The 16,519-nt window shown below is 65.0% G+C and carries 20 protein-coding genes; 10 read left to right on the plus strand and 10 right to left on the minus strand.

The annotated features are described in order from the left end of the window. The first annotated feature begins 191 nt into the window (after positions 1-191). A complete protein-coding gene (locus tag ABEJ63_RS06770; RefSeq protein WP_375795596.1) occupies positions 192-368 on the plus strand; it encodes a ribbon-helix-helix domain-containing protein in 177 nt (58 codons plus the stop codon). 1 nt (position 369) lies between these two features. Then, positions 370-1,557 (plus strand): cell division protein FtsZ, encoded by a 1,188-nt coding sequence (gene ftsZ, locus ABEJ63_RS06775; RefSeq protein ID WP_375795597.1) that lies wholly within the window; start codon positions 370-372, stop codon positions 1,555-1,557. Between the two features lie 160 nt (positions 1,558-1,717). Here ftsZ and ABEJ63_RS06780 read toward each other — a convergent pair whose 3' ends face one another. After that, positions 1,718-2,692 (minus strand): tRNA 2-thiolation protein NcsA, encoded by a 975-nt coding sequence (locus ABEJ63_RS06780; protein ID WP_375795598.1) that lies wholly within the window; start codon positions 2,690-2,692, stop codon positions 1,718-1,720. A gap of 95 nt (positions 2,693-2,787) precedes the next feature. Here ABEJ63_RS06780 and ABEJ63_RS06785 point away from each other — a divergent pair, with 95 nt between their 5' ends. Beyond that, positions 2,788-3,462: a hypothetical protein gene (locus ABEJ63_RS06785; protein WP_375795599.1), complete on the plus strand. Its 675-nt coding sequence runs from the start codon at positions 2,788-2,790 to the stop codon at positions 3,460-3,462. Between the two features lie 114 nt (positions 3,463-3,576). Here ABEJ63_RS06785 and ABEJ63_RS06790 read toward each other — a convergent pair whose 3' ends face one another. The 9 genes from ABEJ63_RS06790 to ABEJ63_RS06830 form a co-directional block, all read right to left on the minus strand. Continuing rightward, positions 3,577-3,873: a hypothetical protein gene (locus ABEJ63_RS06790; protein ID WP_375795600.1), complete on the minus strand. Its 297-nt coding sequence runs from the start codon at positions 3,871-3,873 to the stop codon at positions 3,577-3,579. 4 nt (positions 3,874-3,877) lie between these two features. After that, on the minus strand, positions 3,878-4,150 hold the full coding sequence (locus ABEJ63_RS06795) for a winged helix-turn-helix domain-containing protein (RefSeq protein ID WP_375795621.1): 273 nt from the start codon (positions 4,148-4,150) through the stop codon (positions 3,878-3,880). Between the two features lie 62 nt (positions 4,151-4,212). Beyond that, a complete protein-coding gene (locus ABEJ63_RS06800; protein WP_375795601.1) occupies positions 4,213-4,995 on the minus strand; it encodes a class I SAM-dependent methyltransferase in 783 nt (260 codons plus the stop codon). Between the two features lie 105 nt (positions 4,996-5,100). Then, on the minus strand, positions 5,101-5,967 hold the full coding sequence (locus ABEJ63_RS06805; protein ID WP_375795602.1) for a deoxyribonuclease IV: 867 nt from the start codon (positions 5,965-5,967) through the stop codon (positions 5,101-5,103). A gap of 107 nt (positions 5,968-6,074) precedes the next feature. Then, the gene (locus ABEJ63_RS06810) at positions 6,075-6,887 is read right to left on the minus strand and encodes a biotin/lipoate A/B protein ligase family protein (protein WP_375795603.1); all 813 of its coding nucleotides are present in this window, start codon (positions 6,885-6,887) and stop codon (positions 6,075-6,077) included. After that, on the minus strand, positions 6,884-7,618 hold the full coding sequence (locus ABEJ63_RS06815; protein ID WP_375795604.1) for a ribonuclease H-like domain-containing protein: 735 nt from the start codon (positions 7,616-7,618) through the stop codon (positions 6,884-6,886). The genes ABEJ63_RS06810 and ABEJ63_RS06815 overlap by 4 nt, the downstream gene beginning before the upstream one ends. 626 nt (positions 7,619-8,244) lie before the next feature. Then, complete coding sequence (locus ABEJ63_RS06820; protein WP_375795605.1) at positions 8,245-8,850, minus strand: DJ-1/PfpI family protein; 606 nt, start codon at positions 8,848-8,850, stop codon at positions 8,245-8,247. 39 nt (positions 8,851-8,889) lie between these two features. Beyond that, positions 8,890-10,197 (minus strand): kynureninase, encoded by a 1,308-nt coding sequence (gene kynU / locus ABEJ63_RS06825; protein WP_375795606.1) that lies wholly within the window; start codon positions 10,195-10,197, stop codon positions 8,890-8,892. A 77-nt stretch (positions 10,198-10,274) separates the two neighbouring features. Continuing rightward, positions 10,275-10,538 carry a hypothetical protein gene (locus ABEJ63_RS06830; protein WP_375795607.1) on the minus strand — a complete coding sequence of 88 codons (264 nt, stop codon included), beginning with the start codon at positions 10,536-10,538 and terminating at the stop codon, positions 10,275-10,277. Positions 10,539-10,632: 94 nt separating this feature from the next. On the opposite strand from ABEJ63_RS06830, the gene ABEJ63_RS06835 reads away from it, so the two are divergent. The 7 genes from ABEJ63_RS06835 (at position 10,633) to ABEJ63_RS06865 (ending at position 16,341) form a co-directional block, all read left to right on the plus strand. Further along, a complete protein-coding gene (locus tag ABEJ63_RS06835; protein WP_375795608.1) occupies positions 10,633-11,553 on the plus strand; it encodes an alpha/beta hydrolase in 921 nt (306 codons plus the stop codon). Positions 11,554-11,624: 71 nt separating this feature from the next. Then, positions 11,625-12,530 carry a serine/threonine-protein kinase RIO2 gene (locus ABEJ63_RS06840; protein WP_375795609.1) on the plus strand — a complete coding sequence of 302 codons (906 nt, stop codon included), beginning with the start codon at positions 11,625-11,627 and terminating at the stop codon, positions 12,528-12,530. A 176-nt stretch (positions 12,531-12,706) separates the two neighbouring features. Further along, on the plus strand, positions 12,707-13,297 hold the full coding sequence (locus ABEJ63_RS06845) for a 50S ribosomal protein L15e (RefSeq protein ID WP_375795610.1): 591 nt from the start codon (positions 12,707-12,709) through the stop codon (positions 13,295-13,297). A gap of 61 nt (positions 13,298-13,358) precedes the next feature. Beyond that, on the plus strand, positions 13,359-13,757 hold the full coding sequence (locus ABEJ63_RS06850) for a DoxX family protein (protein ID WP_375795611.1): 399 nt from the start codon (positions 13,359-13,361) through the stop codon (positions 13,755-13,757). Positions 13,758-14,058: 301 nt separating this feature from the next. Then, positions 14,059-14,787: an endonuclease NucS gene (gene nucS, locus ABEJ63_RS06855; RefSeq protein ID WP_375795612.1), complete on the plus strand. Its 729-nt coding sequence runs from the start codon at positions 14,059-14,061 to the stop codon at positions 14,785-14,787. Positions 14,788-14,875: 88 nt separating this feature from the next. Further along, entirely contained in the window at positions 14,876-15,397 is a 522-nt protein-coding gene (locus ABEJ63_RS06860; protein ID WP_375795613.1) for an amino acid-binding protein, read from the plus strand. Continuing rightward, positions 15,394-16,341 carry a homoserine dehydrogenase gene (locus ABEJ63_RS06865; RefSeq protein WP_375795614.1) on the plus strand — a complete coding sequence of 316 codons (948 nt, stop codon included), beginning with the start codon at positions 15,394-15,396 and terminating at the stop codon, positions 16,339-16,341. Before ABEJ63_RS06860 ends, ABEJ63_RS06865 begins: the two co-directional genes overlap by 4 nt. Positions 16,342-16,519 lie beyond the last annotated feature (178 nt).

The raw sequence follows: 16,519 nt of genomic DNA on the forward strand, positions 1-16,519 counted from the left end.
CTTCCCTCGTGTCTTACGCCGGCGCAAAGTTTTATAATGCACCAGTCTGTGCATACGGCTGCGTAAGACGGTCGTCTTACAGCGCGGGCGGGTCGTGGTACGACCCGGTGCAGTCGGGCGGTCACGTGCTGTAAGACGCGACGCGGGTGTGCACCGTGTGCCGTCTTACTCCAACAAGGGGAAAGTAAAATATGGAGCGTGTGACACTACGGATTCCGAAGCAGCAGATCGAGGAGGTCGAACGCATGGTCGACACGGGAGAGTTCCCGAACCGGAGCGAAGCAATCCGGTCGGCCGTGCGGGAGATGATTAATGAACAAGCCGAAGAACACGAGGACGGCAAGCGCCGCCCGTGGGCGAAGGTGTAGGATGCAGGACCTCGTCAATTCCGCGCTGGAGAACGCAGAACAGGAGTCGCGTGACCTGAGTGACGCGGATGGTGACGCCTCCGAGTTTGGCGATCCGCGCATCGCCATCGTCGGCGCCGGCGGTGCCGGCAATAACACCGTCAACCGACTGTACAACATCGGCGTTGACGGTGCTGACACCATCGCGGTTAACACGGACAAACAACACCTGCAGATGATCGAGGCCGACACGAAGATACTCGTCGGCAAGTCCCTCACCGAGGGGCTGGGCGCGGGCGGCGAGCCTGACGTGGGCGAGCGTGCCACGGAGATGGCCCAAGGAACAATCAAAGAGGTGCTCGGCGACGCGGACCTGGTGTTCGTCACTGCCGGCATGGGTGGCGGTACCGGTACCGGCGCCGCGCCGGTCATCTCCAAGATTGCCAAGGAGCAGGGCGCTATCGTCGTCGGCATGGTCTCGACGCCGTTCAACGTAGAGCGGGCCCGTACGGTGAAAGCTGAAGAGGGGCTCGAGAAACTACGGAACAAGGCCGACTCCATCATCGTGCTGGATAACAACCGGCTGTTGGATTACGTCCCGAACCTGCCCATCGGCAAGGCGTTCTCGGTGATGGATCAGATCATCGCCGAGACGGTGAAGGGCATCTCGGAGACGATCACCCAGCCGAGCCTCATCAACCTCGACTACGCCGACATGACCTCTATCATGGGGCAAGGCGGCGTCGCCGTCATGCTCGTCGGCGAGACACAAGACAAGAACAAGACCGAGGAGGTGGTGAAGGACGCGATGAATCACCCGCTGCTCGATGTCGACTATCGGGGTGCGACGGGTGGCCTCGTCCACATTACGGGCGGACCTGACCTCACGCTAAAGGAGGCAGAAGGAATCGCCCAGAACATCACCGAGCGACTGGAGGCCAACGCCAATGTCATCTGGGGCGCGCGCATCCAAGAAGAGTACAAAGGCAAGGTGCGGGTCATGGCCATCATGACCGGCGTCCAGTCGGCCCAGATTCTCGGCCCGACGACTCAGAAGCAGGCCGATGCTTCCCGACAGGCCATCGACAGTGGCGACGCGGAGGCTGACGCCGGCGTCAGTGAGGTCCACGGAGCCTCGGAGACGTACGGCCAGACCGATGGCGGTCGCTCGGAGACAGAGACCAACAACGGTCTCGACGTCATTCGATAAATCAGATTTTATAGTATTCGTTCCCCGCTTTCTTACATCGCTTTTTGGTGTAGCTATAGGATTAAGTAATTTGATACTTGCCGAGTGTGGGGACAGGTTCAGTCCGTATTACACCTGACCGACGCGCGTCTGACACACGGATGCCGCAGAGACGACGGGCTCAGCGGGCCGGAACATCGCCGCCGACAGCGTCGACGAGATAGCACTTTCGGCAAACGTCGCGGTCGGTCGGCGCACCACACCGGTCGCAGTCGCCGAGATCGTCGGCGCCACCGCGCAGCGAATCGGCAGCCGCCTCCGCAAGCTGCTCGTAGCCCGCCATGATGGAGTGGCGTGTTCCGGGGTGGTTCTCTTCCAGTTCGCGCAGGAGGTCGGCGATTTCCCCACGGTACGCCTCGCTGGCGTGCGGACACTCTGTGATATGAGCCGGCAGGTCATTGAGGTGGGCGTACAGCGCCACTTCCTTCTCGGGGATGTCCCGCAGTGGCTTCGCACGCGGGACGAACGTCTCCTGTGCCTCTCGGTCGTCGAAGCTCCCTAACGATGCGTCGAAATGTTTGGCAATCTGGGCCGGGTCGCCCTCAAGAAAGTTCATCAGTGCTGTCTGTGCTTCGTCGTCGAGGTTGTGGCCGGTGAGCAGCTTGTCCGCATCCAACTGTTCAGCATACCGCTCGAGCACGTCCCGGCGGAACACCCCACAGTACGCACAGGGAGCCATCCCTTCTGGGTCCTCGGTGGCGACGTCATCCATGCGAACGCCAAACTCCTCCTCGTATGCGACGAGTTCGTGTTTGAGCCCGAGGTCGGCCACGAGTTCGCGGCAGGCCTCGACGCTTGCGTCCCGGTACCCCTCGATACCCTCGTGGATGGTCAGACCAACGAGTTCCACCCGCGAGTCTTCTTGAAAAGTGTCGTGGAGCACCCGCGTGAGGACGACGCTGTCCTTCCCCCCAGAAAGGCCGACAACCCACGTATCAGGGTTCTCGGGCGTAGCCGACTCGTCAAGAAGCCCGTCCTCGCGGACGCGCTGGCGCACCCGCGTCTCAACCGACTCTGAAAAACACCCCTCACACAGGTGAAGGCCGGAGTAAGCGATGTGGGTGACCGCCGCCCCGCCGCACTTATCGCAGTCCATACGGGCTCATCCGTGCGCGCGAGGGTATGGGTTGCGGGTTGTCGTGTCCGGCCGGCCGACGCAAGCCGTTTGTCTCTCGGGCGTCCGCATCCTGTATGGACGAGACGGAGGGGCTGGCGCGCAAGCGGGCCGTCGAGCGGGTCGAGGAGATACTCGAGACGGTCCGGACAGAACGGCTCCCCGTGCCGGTGCGCGAGGTGTGGGTGTACGGCGACGTCGTGCTCGGGCTCGACCCCGTCCCCCGCGTGGACGTGTACGTGACGAAGGACCTGTTATTCAAAGATGCTCCCGATCGGGAGGCGACGTTCATTGACTCCCACGGCATTGAGGGGGTCGGGCGGACAGTCCGCGCAGACTGGGCAGAGGCGAACCCTGAGCTGTTACGGGCGAATGAGAACGGCCATGCCGCCCCCGAGCGGTGTCTGGCGGCGCAGTTGCTCCCCGACGACGAGCCGGTCCACCTGGAGGTGTGCAACACCGGCTTCGAGGATAACGTGACCCGCCGGCTCGAGGCGGCCCGCGCCCGCGAGGAGTATCGGCAGTTGCTCGACCCGCGGGCCGCGATGCTGTGGGCAGGGGATGGTGACGATGAGCGCGTGAGCGAGTCAGCCCTCGAAAAGCTCCGGGCCAACGAGTTCGTCTTCCCGACGCTTTCGGCCGCACTGGAGATGTTAGGGCTGGACGAAGCCGAAGCCGAACGGGCCGCCGAGACAGTTCGTGAGGGGCGCCGACGGCAGTCGGGCTCGACGGTGCGTGGCGACGTGGTCTGACCTCTCAGTAGGTGAAGCGGGGGAGCCAGCGCGAGGGATACCAGTCCACGCTGCGTGGGCCGCCCCGTGTGAGTGCCGGCCGGATGGGGACAAAAAGGTTGTTCAAATTTTGAATCACTCCATAGAGACGTACACGAGGAAGGCAAGCGCGATGAACTGAAGCCCCCGCATCCCCGCAACGACGCTTGCGACCCCCTCGCCCATAGCATACAGCGAGGCGCCCGACCGGAAGAAGAAGCCGACTGCGACGGCGTTCTCGACGAGCATCGCCAGCGCGAACGCGACGAGCCCGAGCGTCAGCCGCGAGCCGACAGCCCGGTAGTTGCGGTACCAGACGGCAAGTAGCACGACGAGTAGTACGGCGTTCAGCGCCGACAGCGCGGTCGCAATCAGTAGCTGGGGTCCCATCATGGTGTTACAGGTGTTCAGTGGCCTCCTCGAAGGTCTCGCGGTGGTGCTCGAAGCGATCGGTCAGGAAGTAGAGCTGACCGTAGTCATCGCCGCCTGCCTCCACAACATCGTGCTCGACGAGCACGTCGAGGTGGTGGCGGATGGTGTTGTAGTCGACATCGAGCTCGTCGGCGAGCCGATTGGCGTTGCGGGGCTGCTCGTCGAGGAGCCGGATGATGCGGGCGCGGTTCGCTCCGCCCCGGGTGCCGGCGAGCAGATACCACAGCGCCTTCTCCATTGGTTCGTTCGGTGACCGGGCGCCCGCCACAAAGTCGTTCGGTCGGCGTGTGTCCCCGTCGCTCATACGGCCGCGACGGCGACGTGGAACGGAACCGTCTCTGTGCGCTCGTACTCGCCGGTCTGGGCCTGCGCGAGTGCCTCCCGGCCCATCTCCCGCCACGCTGTCCGGAGCGCGTCGAGCGCGTCCGCGTCGCCGGCCATCTCGTTGCGCCGCTCCCCGATTGCCGTCCCACGAGCTTTCCGGCCGACCGCCTCAAGCTCGTCGGCTGAGTACGGCGCTGTGACCCGTCGGACGTGATCACGGCGGGCCGTCTCGACCCCCGAGAGCCCGGCCCGGGCGAACAGTCCGGGAAGGTCTCCACCGAGAGTTACGTCTGTCTCAACACCGGCGATGTAGCGGCGTCGCGCCTCCTGAGCCAGACCTGGTTCCGCCTCAACGGTTGATTCGACGGTGACACCAGCATTGTCCGGCTCGATGGCCGCCACCGCGTCGCGGGCGACACGGGCGAACTCCCGGAGCGCCCGCTCGGGGTCTGGCAGGTTGACGAGAAGCGCCTGACAGACCACCAAATCGACGCTATCGTCCGGCAGCGGGAGCCGGTAGGCGTCCGCGCGAACAGCGTCGACCTCGGCAGGCAGGTGTGCGAGCAGTCCGGGGTCGCGATCGGCGCCGATAACCCGGCCAGGACACGTCTCCCGGACAACGCGGGTCAGCTCACCAGTGCCACAGCCGACATCGAGGACGGAGCCGCGGTCCGCGAGCTGGAGCGGAGCAAGCGCCGTCCGGTCAGTCCACAGGCCCTCGCGGGTCCGGTCGAGATACTCGGCGCTGAAGCGGCGCACGCGGGGTCTGAGGGAAGAGCGGGTGAAAACAGCGTCGCTCCTCCTCGTTGCTGCACTGCTCGCGCGTCACTTCCGGTAATCGTTCTCGTTCGTCGCTCTCTCGGGTCAGGCGCTGTAGAGTTCCCGAACACGCTCGATGTTCCACGCGAAGGATTTCCCGTCTTCAGTGGGCGTCTCCAGCGCCATCGGAATCCCCTCGGCGGCGGTACGGCGGATAAACGCCTGCATTCCCTCAACACCAATCTCGCCCTCACCGATGTGCGCGTGTTCGTCCTTGTTCGTCCCGCGCCCATGTTTCGAGTCGTTGAGGTGGACGTACGCCAGTCGGTCGAGACCGACGACATCGTCGAACTCAGTGAACGTCTCCGCAACGGCGTCGGGCGTCGAAATATCGTAGCCGGCGGCCCACACGTGGGCGGTATCGAGACAGAACTCCACGTCGAGGCTCGTTTCGTCGGCGACGGTCGCGAGGTGCTCGAACTGGTCGCCCAGCTTCGTGCCGGAGCCGGCGTCCGACTCCACGAGCACAGTGACGCCATCGGGCACGTCCAGATCGTCCAGCACCGCGCCAGCATTCTGGAGGCCTCCCTCAACGCCGGCACCAGTGTGGGCACCGAGATGGACGTTCACGTACGGAATCCCGAGGGCCGCGGCGATGTCGACCTCCTCCTGCATCGACTGGACCGACTTCTCGCGAAGGTCTTCTTTGGGTGTACAGAGATTAACGAGATACGAGGTGTGAATCACCCACGGGCCGATGTCGTGTTCGGCCGTGAGTTCGCGGAACTCGTCGGCTGCCGTCTCGTCGATATCGGGCGACTGCCACACCTGTGGCGAGTGGCTGAATATCTGCCCGCAGTTGCCGCCGTACTCAACCTGTTTGTGGACAGCGTTCGCCGGCCCGTCGTACGGGCCCGCGGACTTCGCGATGGAGGCGTGTGCGCCAATCCGGAGCGTCTCGTCGGTGCTCATGTGTCACCGCTGGCGCGGACTCTGCAAAGCCGTGTCGGAAGCCATTGGCCACCTCCCACGCTGAAGCTGTTAGATTCCACTCGCGGGGGGCTTCCGCTCGCTACGTGTCAGTCGGTCGGGTCCGTCCGTTCACGGGTCCACGCCTCGGCGCGGTACTTCTCGTCGGCCCGTCGCTCGGCGAACGCCCGTTCCTCGTCAGTCCATGACCCAGTCTCGGCACCGGCCCAGTCCGCGAGCGCGGCCGTCAGCGCGTCCACCGTCTCGCGGCGGGTCAGGGCGGGATTCTGCTCCTCAAGGCTCGTCACGCGGTCGCCGAAGTCGGCGGGCGTCACCGCGTCGGTGGCGAAGCAGTCGAGGTGGCGTTCGGGCTCTGCGCGGAACGTGACGGAGCCGTGCTGGACGACAGCATCTTCACGTCGGTACTGGGCGTTACCAGACAGCTTTCGCCCGTCCTTGGCGACGATGTCATGAGCGGGGTGGAGTCCCCGCAGGTAGCAGGCGGGCTGGTGGACCGGCGGGCGCTCCTTCTCAGCGAAGTGGGCCTCAACACCAAGCCGTTCGAACGCCGCGAACAGCGGCTCGCAGAACCGCTCGTACGTCGCCAGCAGGTCGCCGGGAACCTCGTCGGCGGGGGCGATGATCGAGTAGGAAACATCGCCGTATGTGTCGTGGTAGATACCGCCCCCGCCCGTGTTCCGGCGGACAACATCGACGCCCCGCTGCTCGCAGGCGGCCCAGTCGACAGTGTCGGTCGCCTGCCCGTACCCCAACGAGAGTGTGCTGGGCCGCCAGCGGTAGAGACGAACAGTGCGGGGGCCACCAGCGGCGGCCGTCCGTGCAGCGGCCTCGTCGTAGGCCATCGCTAGCGCGCCGTCAAGCGGCTGCTCGCGAATCAGCCGCCACTCGCGGTCGGCACTCATTCGACGAATGTCTCGGCGTGAAGCCGCTCAGTTACGACATCCATCAGTTTGCGCAGGTGGACGGCATCCTCGCGGTTGTACGAGACCAACCGCTCGAGTGCACCGTCGACCCCCCGTTCGTGCTCGTGCCAGAGCCGGACGGCGTCTTCGCCGGAGATATCCGGCCGGTCGCGCTCGATGCCAATCTGCCGCTCAACGGCCTTCAGCCCACCTGACAGTCCGGCCCGGCGGGCAGCGTACATGGCGTCGAGATGCGGAGCCTCAATGTCGATGTCGAAGGATGTCTCGAGAAATGGAACGTCGAATGACGAGCCGTTGAACGTAACGAGCAGTGCGCCGTCGAGTTCACGGCTGAGGTTCTCGCGCGTGAGGTCGTCACCCCGCACGAGCGTCGTCGTCTCGCCGTCACGATGGAAGGAGACTGTCGTTACCTGGTCGCGGTGCTTCGACAGCCCTGTCGTCTCAATGTCGAAAAACACGGTCTCGTCGCGGAAGTTCTCGTAGCAGCGCCACAGTGACGGGTTGGGGAATTGCTCACCGAAAAAATGGGCGTCGCCAGCCGCCAACCGGTCGCGGGCCTCTTCGATGAACGACGACACACGTTGGCCCGTTGTCTCCCCCACGTGAGAGGGATCAAACTCGTCCCAGTGGGTGACGCCCGCCCGCCAGAGGTCCCGTTCTGTCTTTTCCCCGACTCCGCGCACGGGGATGAAGCTGTTCTCGATTCGCATACACGAGGCTACCGTCGGCGCGGCTAAAACCTCTCGCTCACGCGAGCGAGCGTGGCGGCGGATTTGGTATCGCGGCCGGTGGTTTATATGCTGAGCAGGCGCAATACCACGGCCTTCAGGGCGTGGATACGCGCCGTCACTTGGGGACCGTATCCACGGTCGACAGCACGCTGCGTGTCAGCAGACTGGCGTTGAAGCGACAGGAACCCCGATCAGTAGGGAGGAATTGGTCGGAACGGAGCGGATTCCGACCCGTCCGTCGGAGGCGGCCTGTCCGCCCACGTAACGAGGCAGTATCCGAAAGACCAGTCGGTGAACGACATATCCTCGAAGGGTGTGCCGACGTGCCGACTGCGCAAAGCGAACCGGACGATACCCCCGACTCTGTTGACGCCTGCTGGCGTCCCCGTGGCCAAACCAACACCGGGACGCCGTACACGGTCGAGGATAGGGGTACCGGCGGCTTGGCACCGCCAGCAGTCCACCACACCGATGCTGTGGGACTACCCGCGCCCGAAAGGTGTGGTAGTCCGGTGATTGGACTGCGGACCTGAAACGCCCACCGCTCGGGAGTCCGCCGCGTTCACGCGGAGGGGGATGTCAAAGAAAATGCGAGCCGTGTATACTTAACCGACGACAATGTCGCCGCTCGGCTCGTATTCCATCTCGCGGGCGACGCGATCGGCCACCGTCTGCCCGAACTCCCGCGTGAGGAGATGAAAGGCGAGGTCCAGCCCAGCTGTGACACCGCCCGCCGAAAGCAGATCACCGTCGTCCACCACCCGGGAGTCTTGGACGTCTGCGCCTGCGGCGGCGAGATCCTTGAGCGCCCCAGCGTGAGTGACTGCCTTTCGGCCCTCAAATAGGCCGGGTTTCGCAACCAGCATCCCGCCAGTACAGACAGTCGCGAGCGTTACGCCATCGTCGTACAGCGCGGCGAGTGCGGCCGGGATTCGGCCGTCGTCGTACTCTGCACGGGCGCCGGTCGCCGCGTCGGGGTCGGTCCAGCCGCCGCCAGGAACAACAATGAGCGCGGGGTCAGTGTCGCCAAGTTGGCCGTCGGCGCCGACCCGAAGGCCGTGACTCGCGCGCACCTCATCGGTCCTGTCGCGGGTGACCATCCGGACGCCGCCCTCGCGGTCGGCGTACCGGAACCCGTTCGCCAGCACCTCGTAGGGGCCCACCGCATCGAGCTCGTCGAACCCTTCGTACAGCAGTATCTCAACGTTCACGGTCGGGTCTGGACGGCAGCGACGTTGAGCGTTGCGGCGCTACGTCACGCCGGAGGGCGGCTCGTACGCCTCGTACGCACGAGACTCGTGGAGTGACCGGAGCGTCGCGGCCACTCGGTGGACATCCACGAATCCGGTGTATAGCGGCGCCGGCGCGACGCGGACGACGTTCGGCGGGCGATAGTCGACAATGACATCGCGGTCCGTCAGCGCTGCCGCCAGCCGGGCAGCCTCGTCGTGTTCAACGGCAACGTGGCCGCCCCGTCGCGCCGGGTCGCGGGGAGAGCCGACGGCAAAGGCGTCTGGGAGTTCGTCAACGAGCGCGACCAGATATTCGGCGAGCGCGGCCGACTTCTCCCGGAGCGACGCGATGCCGGCCTCATGGATCACGTCAAGCGCGCCGTCCAGTGGCGCGGCTGCGAGCACCGGGACCGTCCCAATCTGGAAGGCGCCGGCATTCGCCGCGGGGGTGAAGGTCTGACGCATCTCGAACTGGGTCTCTTTCTCGTGGCCCCACCAGCCAGCAAGCGCAGGTTGGATACCGAAGTGCTCCTCGTGACAGAACAGTCCCGCGACCGCGCCGGGACCGGCGTTGAGGTACTTGTAGTGACACCAGACCGCAAAATCAACGCCTGCCCCGTGGAGATCGTGGGGCACGACACCGACGGAGTGGGCGAGGTCAAACCCTGCGTAGGCGCCGTATTCGTGCGCGAGGGCAGCCAGTTCGGCGATGTCGAACAGCTGGCCTGACCGGTAGAGCACACTCGGAAAAAACAGGATGTCGACGTCTTGCTCCTGGAGCGCCCGCTCGATATCGGATTGTTCGATGGTGCGGCCATCTCGCGACTCGACAACAGCGAGGTGGTCATCGGGGTCAAGCCCGCGGGCGCGCAACTGTGCGCGGACTGCGTAGTGATCCGTAGGGAAGTCGAGTTCGTTGACGAGCACGACACCGGGGTCATCGGCGTGGGCGGCGTTTCCTCCATTTGCTGCGTCGTAAAAGGTGCCCACGAGCGTGTGGACATTCGCCGTCGTAGAGCCGCAGACGGCCACCTCCGGTTCGCGAGCGCCAACGAGGGGAGCGAGTCTGCCGCCCAGCCGTTCTCCATAGTGGAACCAGTCTGGGTCGGCGTCAGTCCATCCTTCGACGGCGTAGTCACGCCACTCATCAAGCACGTGCTCGACAGCCGCCACGGCGTCCGCTGACAGCGGCCCCAGCGAGTTGCCGTCCATGTACGTCCCCGGTACGTCGAATCGATTGGCGAACTCCGCAAGCGGATCCCGCTCGTCGGCCGCTCGCGCCCGCTGGCGGCCCGTCTCGCCGAACGCGACGGCTGGCGTCTCCATACGGATGAGTCGGTCTACCGCCTCATCAACCCTTTCGAGCGCGATGATAAACCGTATGTCGCGATATCAAATCCGTATCAGCGGCTACGACCACCGTGATGATCACGGTGGACGTTATGACCGCAGTTGTCGTAGTCATGCTCTGGGTGACGGTGCCCGCCCCTTGTGTGCCCGTGGTCGTGATTGTCGTGCTCGTGACACGGGCAGTGACAGCCGTCGGCTGGCTGATTCGTGTCGGCGCTGTCGTTCTGCTGGGGAGAGGTGTCCGCCACCGCAACCGTTCCCCCGACAGCGAACACAAGCAGGGCGACGATAGCGAGTATGGCCAGCGTGCGTCGCATGTCGACGTATTGACGCCTGTAGCCCATGACCGCTGGCCCGAACCTGTTCGACTGACCCCCCAAGCTTGAGCACGGACGGCAGCGAATCCTGGGTATGACGGAGACAGATCTGGATCCAGAACTGTCGGCAGTCGTCGATCAACTGGGCGACGGTCTCCCAGAGTGGCACGCGGTAACCGTCGAGAGCGCCCGGCAGCTCGAAATGGAGCTGTTCGGCCCTGAGCGGACAACGCCGGTCGCGTACACGCGCGATGTGGCGGTTGATGGCCCGGAAGGCCCGGTACCAGTCCGGGTGGTGCGACCGGACGCGGCGGGCCCGCTCCCGACAGTTGTCTTCTATCATGGCGGCCTGTGGGCGCTAGGCGGGCTGGATTCCGTCGAAGACATCTGCCGAGCGCTGGCCGACCGGGTGCCAGCAGTCGTTCTCGCGGTCGACTATCGGTTAGCGCCTGAATATCCGTTCCCTGCGGGATTAGATGACTGTATCTCCGCGTACGTGTGGGCACGCGAGCATGCCGACGCTTTCGGCGGCGATACGGACCGAGTGTGCGTCGCGGGCACGAGTGCGGGCGGCAACCTCGCGGCCGGTGTCGCCCGCTACTGTCGCGACCACACGCCGCCGGCACCCGACCGCCAGGCACTCCTCTATCCAATGGTTGATGACGACTTCACCCGAGAATCGTACCGTGAGCACGGCGATGTGCCGCTGCTCACCCAGGCAGCCATCGAGCACTTCTGGGGAGAGTACGTTCGTTCGCCGGTTGACCGGGCGAATCCCTACGTTGCTCCACTATGTGGTGACCAGACCGGTCTCCCGCCCGCGACGGTGGTGACGGCCGGCCACGACCCGCTATGTGACGAGGGGCGTACGTACGCCAACGCACTGAACGAGGCCGGAGTCACCGTCACTCACAACCACTACCCATCCGCCTGCCATGGGTTCCTCTCGACAGCAGACGAGGTGACACTCGCGGATGAGGCGCTTGCCGGAGTAGCAGCGTCGCTGGCCAAGTAGTTCTATATCGTCGCATACGCTTTATCGAGCCGGCACGAGCCGCTTTTGCGTCTCCGGGCGGTACGGGCGGCATGGTCGAGAACGTCGCTCCGCTGATGGCGGAGCTGGAGCCTGAGGACTTCTACCTGCTATCAGGCCTTGAGCAGGGGATGCGCTTCTCGCGATGGGTCGCCCGGGGGAAAATAGCGGAGTTCTCGCGGCTGGACGGCGAGGAGATGGACTACCGGCTCGACCGCTGTGAACGGCGTGGGCTCATCGAGCGCAAGACTATCCAGTACACGGGGTTCCGGCTTACCTTCGAGGGCTACGACGCGCTCGCGCTCCGGACCTTCTCCGAACGTGAAACCATCGAGGGGGTGGGTGCGCCGCTGGGCGTCGGCAAGGAGTCAGATGTCTACGAGGTCCGCTCATACAAACCGCTAGCCCTGAAATTCCACCGCGAGGGGTACACCAATTTCCGAGAGGTCCAGAAGGAACGCGAGTACACCGCCGATCGCGACCATATCTCGTGGTTCTACACCGCGCGCAAGGCCGCCGAGCGAGAACACGAGGCGCTCCGGGCAGTGTATCCGGAGGTATCAGTGCCTCGACCGCTCGACCACAATCGCCACGGCATCGTGATGGAGAAGCTGGAGGGCGTCGAACTATCGAAGGCAGAATTGGACCCGGCACAGGCCGTCGGCGTGCTCGATCTCATTCTAGACGAGGTGGCGACCGCCTACGAGCAGGGCTACGTCCACGCAGATATGTCCGAGTACAACGTCTTCGTCGACAGCGACGGAGTCACCGTCTTCGATTGGCCGCAGGCGGTTCCCGTCGATCATGAAAACGCCGCAGAGTTCCTCGAACGAGACTGTGAGAACGTCGTTGGCTACTTCCGACGGAAGTACCCCGGCCAGACGCCCGATGTCAGCGCCGAGCGGCTCGCAGAGACGCTCCGGGACGGCGAGTTCGAGAGCGTGCGTGCGCTTGCATAAACCGAATATGGCGATATGAAACCACGTCCGCTAGCAGTGATTCGACGCGCTTTTTACCACGAACAGTAAGATAAGCTAAGCACGCCGGACAGCGGGCACCGGCGGGCACCTGCTACGGCAGGCCGGAATGTGACGCGCTTGACGCGTTGAACCACACGACGCCCGCGGTGAACACAATGGCACGAAGCTTCTATTCGCACATCAGCGAGGCTTGGGAGACCCCGAAGGAGGGGAAGCTCGCCGAGCTCCAATGGCAGCGACAGCAGGACTGGCGGAAACAGGGCGCTATCGAGCGCATCGACCGTCCCACGCGGCTCGACAAAGCCCGTTCGCTTGGTTACAAGGCCAAACAGGGCATTGTCGTTGTTCGCGTGGCAGTCCGGAAGGGCAGCGCGCGCAAACAGCGGTTCAAGGCTGGCCGCCGCTCCAAGCGGCAGGGCGTCAACCGCATCACGCGCCGCAAGTCCATCCAGCGCATCGGCGAGGAGCGCGCCTCCCGTAAGTACCCGAATCTGCGGGTACTCAACTCCTACTGGGTCGGGGAAGACGGCTCGCGCAAGTGGTATGAAATCATCCTCGTTGATCCGGAACACGGCGCCATCCAGAACGACGACGACCTGAGCTGGATTTGCGCTGACGACCAGCAGGGCCGGGTCTTCCGGGGCAAGACCAGCGCCGGAACGCAGGGCCGTGGGCTGGGCACGCGGGGCACCGGTGCCGAGCATACCCGGCCGTCGGTCCGCTCGAATAACAACCGCGGCAAGTAACACCGCGGCAAGTACCTCACTGCGCGCGTATCTTTAAGCGCCAGCCCCGAGAGCCACGGGTATGGGAGATGACATCGACCGGATGGATACCGGCAAAGATACCACGCCGTCGACGCTCGGACGGGTGCTGTTCGGGCTTGGGCTGGCGCTACAGGCTTCCGAAGACTTCCGTGACATGGACGACACCGTCGAGTATGCCGAGTCTGCGGGCGTGCCACTGCCGGATCTTGCGGCGCCATTCGCCTCGGGAATGATGCTCGCTGGGGGGCTCGGGGTGGCGCTGTGGCGCGCTCCCCGGCTCGCTACCGGCGCCGTCGCGACGTTCCTTGCCGTGGTGACGCCGACAATGCATGACTTCTGGAACGAGGAGGGAGATGCAAGTGGCGAGCGACTCGCCTTCTTCGGCAATCTCGCGATGTTCGGCGCAGCGCTGGCGTTCCTCCGGGAGGCTTACCGGTAGGATTCAGACTGGATTGTACCACGCCGCGCACATCGGGATGTTGTGTCGTCCCTGGTCTGCTGGTTTGGCTTCAGCACCCACAGCGCGGCTCAGGTGGCGACGGGATGTTGCTCGTGGCTACCGGCGGACCGTACGCACGGAGCCGGTTCACGGGTGTGAAGTCGCCGGTTGCGGGTGGATTCGGGGAAGAGGCACACGGGCACGATTGACGCGTTCTATATCTTGTCGAGCAGGTCTGCGGCATCGCAGCGACAGTGTCCGTCGCCGGCGGCTTTTAGCCCGCGGGAGTTGACCGACAGGTATGGATGCGACGGTACGCAGCGGGCCTGACGCCGAGCGTGCCCGCGCGACAGTCGAAGCGGGGCTGTCAGCTGGGGAGGTGGTGAGTCTCTTCGGACGGTGTCGGGTGACCTACGACGGCCGCGCCAGCTCCCGGCTGGAAACGGGTGACCGACTCCTTCTCCTGAAACCAGACGGCACCGCGCTCGTCCACACCGCCGCCGGCCACCAGCCGGTGAACTGGCAGCCGCCCGGCGGTGAACATGAACCCACCGTCGACAGCGAGGGGTTGGTCGTGGCCAGTACGCGCTCGGGGGCCGAGGAGACGCTGCTCGTGCGGTTCGAGACTGTGGCGCAGGTGACTCGCTACCCAGCCGACGAGGGGTCCGGCCCAACCGTTGAGGGAACAGAAGCAGACCTCAAGGAGCGGGTGCTTACAGAGCCGGAACTGATAGAGGCGGGGTTCGAGCCGCGCGCGACCGAACGTGACACGCCTGCAGGCGCCGTGGACGTGTACGGGGTCGACGCTGACGGCCGGACGGTGATCGTGGAGTTGAAGCGTCGACGGGCCGGGCCGGACGCGGTCGGCCAGCTCCGTCGCTACGTGGAAGCACTCAGACGTGACAGTCATGACGCTGCGTCCATTCGCGGAGTGCTAGCCGCACCCTCGGTGACCAATCAGGCACGCGAGCTGCTCGCCGAGGAGGGGCTAGAGTTCGTCGCCGTCGAGCCATCGGTGGAAGGTACATGAGCTGGCAGGCTTCGCCCTCGTGGTACAGAGACGGGAGGCTTATGCGCGCGGCCGCGCTCGCCGTGGGTATGAACGGGGTGACCACGCGGTGAGCGACGCAGTGCGCGCGTACACGGTACGGCTTGAGCTGGTCGACGAACCGGGTGAGCTGTTGCGCGCGCTCGAACCCATCGCTGAGAACGGCGGCAACCTGCTGTCCATCTTCCACGAGCGCGGCAACCTCACACCCCGAGGCCACATTCCAGTGGAGGTGGATATCGAGGCGACACCCGAGCGATTCGACGTCATCGTGGACGCGCTCCGGTCGGCGGGCGTTAACGTTGTCCAGGCGGGCGCACAGCGCTACAGCGAGGAGGTGACTGTCGTGCTGACGGGCCACATCGTCGACACAGACCTCTCAGACACGCTCTCACGCGTGCAAGAGTGTGGACAGGCATCCGTCGCGGATCTGTCGCTGTCGGCGCCGGAGGGAACTGAGGGTGTCTCGTCTGCCCGGCTTCGGCTCGTCGCCGAGTCGGGCGGGGCAGAGGCGGCGCTGTCAGCCGTCCGGTCAGTTGCCGACGAAAAGAATCTTCGTATCATCGCACCGCTAGCGGGTGATGCGGCATGAAACTCGCTGTCTTCGGCGCCGGCGCGGTGGGGACGAGCGTGCTGGAGTTGGCGGGCGACTACGGCCACGATGTCGTCGCCGTCGCCGATTCGGCGTCGGCGGCCGTCGACGCCGACGGGCTCGATCCTGAGGTGGTTACCCGCCGGAAGCACGACGAAGGACAGGTAGGCGACGGCGAGCCAGCCGACGCGCTGGCGGCCGATTACGATGTGCTCGTGGAGGCGACGCCAACAACGCTCGGCGACGCCGAACCGGGCTTTTCACACGTCGGGACGGCGCTGGAGCGGGACCGACACGTTGTCCTCGCCAACAAAGGGCCGGTCGCCGAGCGGTACGGTGACCTGCGGGCGGCAGAGCAAGCGAGCGCGGGGTCGGTTCTGTTCGAGGCGACCGTCGCGGGCGCTATCCCAACGTTGTCGACTATCGGCGATCTTGGAGCCGATCGCGTCACCGCGGTCCGAGGCGTACTGAACGGGACGGCAAACTTCATTCTCTCGCGGATGGCCGCAGAAGGGCTTGACTACGAGCACGTGCTCGCAGAGGCACAGGACCTCGGCGTCGCGGAGGCGGACCCGACCTTCGACGTGGAGGGGACTGACGCGGCGCTGAAGTGTGTCATCCTTGCGAACGTGCTATATGACCGTGAATACACGCTCGCGGACGCAGAGGTATCAGGCATCGCAGACCTACCAGGCAGCGCCCTCAAGCTCGCGGCCGAGGACGGACGCACCGTCCGGCTCATCGGCGAGGTGGCCGACGGAACGGTTCGGGTTGGCCCGCGGCTCGTTCCCGAGAACGGAACGCTCGCGGTGACAGGCACGCGCAATATCGTCCAGTTAGAGACGGAGCATGCCGGACGGCTCAACATCTCCGGACGGGGTGCGGGTGGCCCGGAGACAGCGAGTGCGGTGCTGGCGGACGTGGGTCGGCTGTCGCGGCGGTAGCCGTCGTGTGAACGGCCCCCAAACCGCCTGAGGCGGTCGAATTCGGGGGGACCCTTTCGAAATCGTTTTACGGGCGAGTGTCGAACCAGTGGCACACAGCGCCTCAGCGCGTGAGATACACCAATGAGCGACAAACCGCACCAGAACCTGGCCGTCATCGGCCACGTCGACCACGGAA

Origin of the sequence: Halosegnis sp. (genome assembly GCF_042216475.1) — an archaeon.
Taxonomy (GTDB): domain Archaea; phylum Halobacteriota; class Halobacteria; order Halobacteriales; family Haloarculaceae; genus Halosegnis.

Excerpts from the sequence above, each read along its gene's own strand:
- ABEJ63_RS06770 (WP_375795596.1), top strand. The coding sequence starts at position 192 with ATGGAGCGTGTGACACTACGGATTCCGAAGCAGCAGATCGAGGAGGTC.
- ftsZ (WP_375795597.1), top strand. The coding sequence starts at position 370 with ATGCAGGACCTCGTCAATTCCGCGCTGGAGAACGCAGAACAGGAGTCG.
- ABEJ63_RS06780 (WP_375795598.1), bottom strand. The coding sequence starts at position 2,692 with ATGGACTGCGATAAGTGCGGCGGGGCGGCGGTCACCCACATCGCTTAC.
- ABEJ63_RS06785 (WP_375795599.1), top strand. The coding sequence starts at position 2,788 with ATGGACGAGACGGAGGGGCTGGCGCGCAAGCGGGCCGTCGAGCGGGTC.
- ABEJ63_RS06790 (WP_375795600.1), bottom strand. The coding sequence starts at position 3,873 with ATGATGGGACCCCAGCTACTGATTGCGACCGCGCTGTCGGCGCTGAAC.
- ABEJ63_RS06795 (WP_375795621.1), bottom strand. The coding sequence starts at position 4,150 with ATGGAGAAGGCGCTGTGGTATCTGCTCGCCGGCACCCGGGGCGGAGCG.
- ABEJ63_RS06805 (WP_375795602.1), bottom strand. The coding sequence starts at position 5,967 with ATGAGCACCGACGAGACGCTCCGGATTGGCGCACACGCCTCCATCGCG.
- ABEJ63_RS06810 (WP_375795603.1), bottom strand. The coding sequence starts at position 6,887 with ATGAGTGCCGACCGCGAGTGGCGGCTGATTCGCGAGCAGCCGCTTGAC.
- ABEJ63_RS06815 (WP_375795604.1), bottom strand. The coding sequence starts at position 7,618 with ATGCGAATCGAGAACAGCTTCATCCCCGTGCGCGGAGTCGGGGAAAAG.
- kynU (WP_375795606.1), bottom strand. The coding sequence starts at position 10,197 with ATGGAGACGCCAGCCGTCGCGTTCGGCGAGACGGGCCGCCAGCGGGCG.
- ABEJ63_RS06830 (WP_375795607.1), bottom strand. The coding sequence starts at position 10,538 with ATGCGACGCACGCTGGCCATACTCGCTATCGTCGCCCTGCTTGTGTTC.
- ABEJ63_RS06835 (WP_375795608.1), top strand. The coding sequence starts at position 10,633 with ATGACGGAGACAGATCTGGATCCAGAACTGTCGGCAGTCGTCGATCAA.
- ABEJ63_RS06840 (WP_375795609.1), top strand. The coding sequence starts at position 11,625 with ATGGTCGAGAACGTCGCTCCGCTGATGGCGGAGCTGGAGCCTGAGGAC.
- ABEJ63_RS06845 (WP_375795610.1), top strand. The coding sequence starts at position 12,707 with ATGGCACGAAGCTTCTATTCGCACATCAGCGAGGCTTGGGAGACCCCG.
- ABEJ63_RS06850 (WP_375795611.1), top strand. The coding sequence starts at position 13,359 with ATGGGAGATGACATCGACCGGATGGATACCGGCAAAGATACCACGCCG.
- nucS (WP_375795612.1), top strand. The coding sequence starts at position 14,059 with ATGGATGCGACGGTACGCAGCGGGCCTGACGCCGAGCGTGCCCGCGCG.
- ABEJ63_RS06865 (WP_375795614.1), top strand. The coding sequence starts at position 15,394 with ATGAAACTCGCTGTCTTCGGCGCCGGCGCGGTGGGGACGAGCGTGCTG.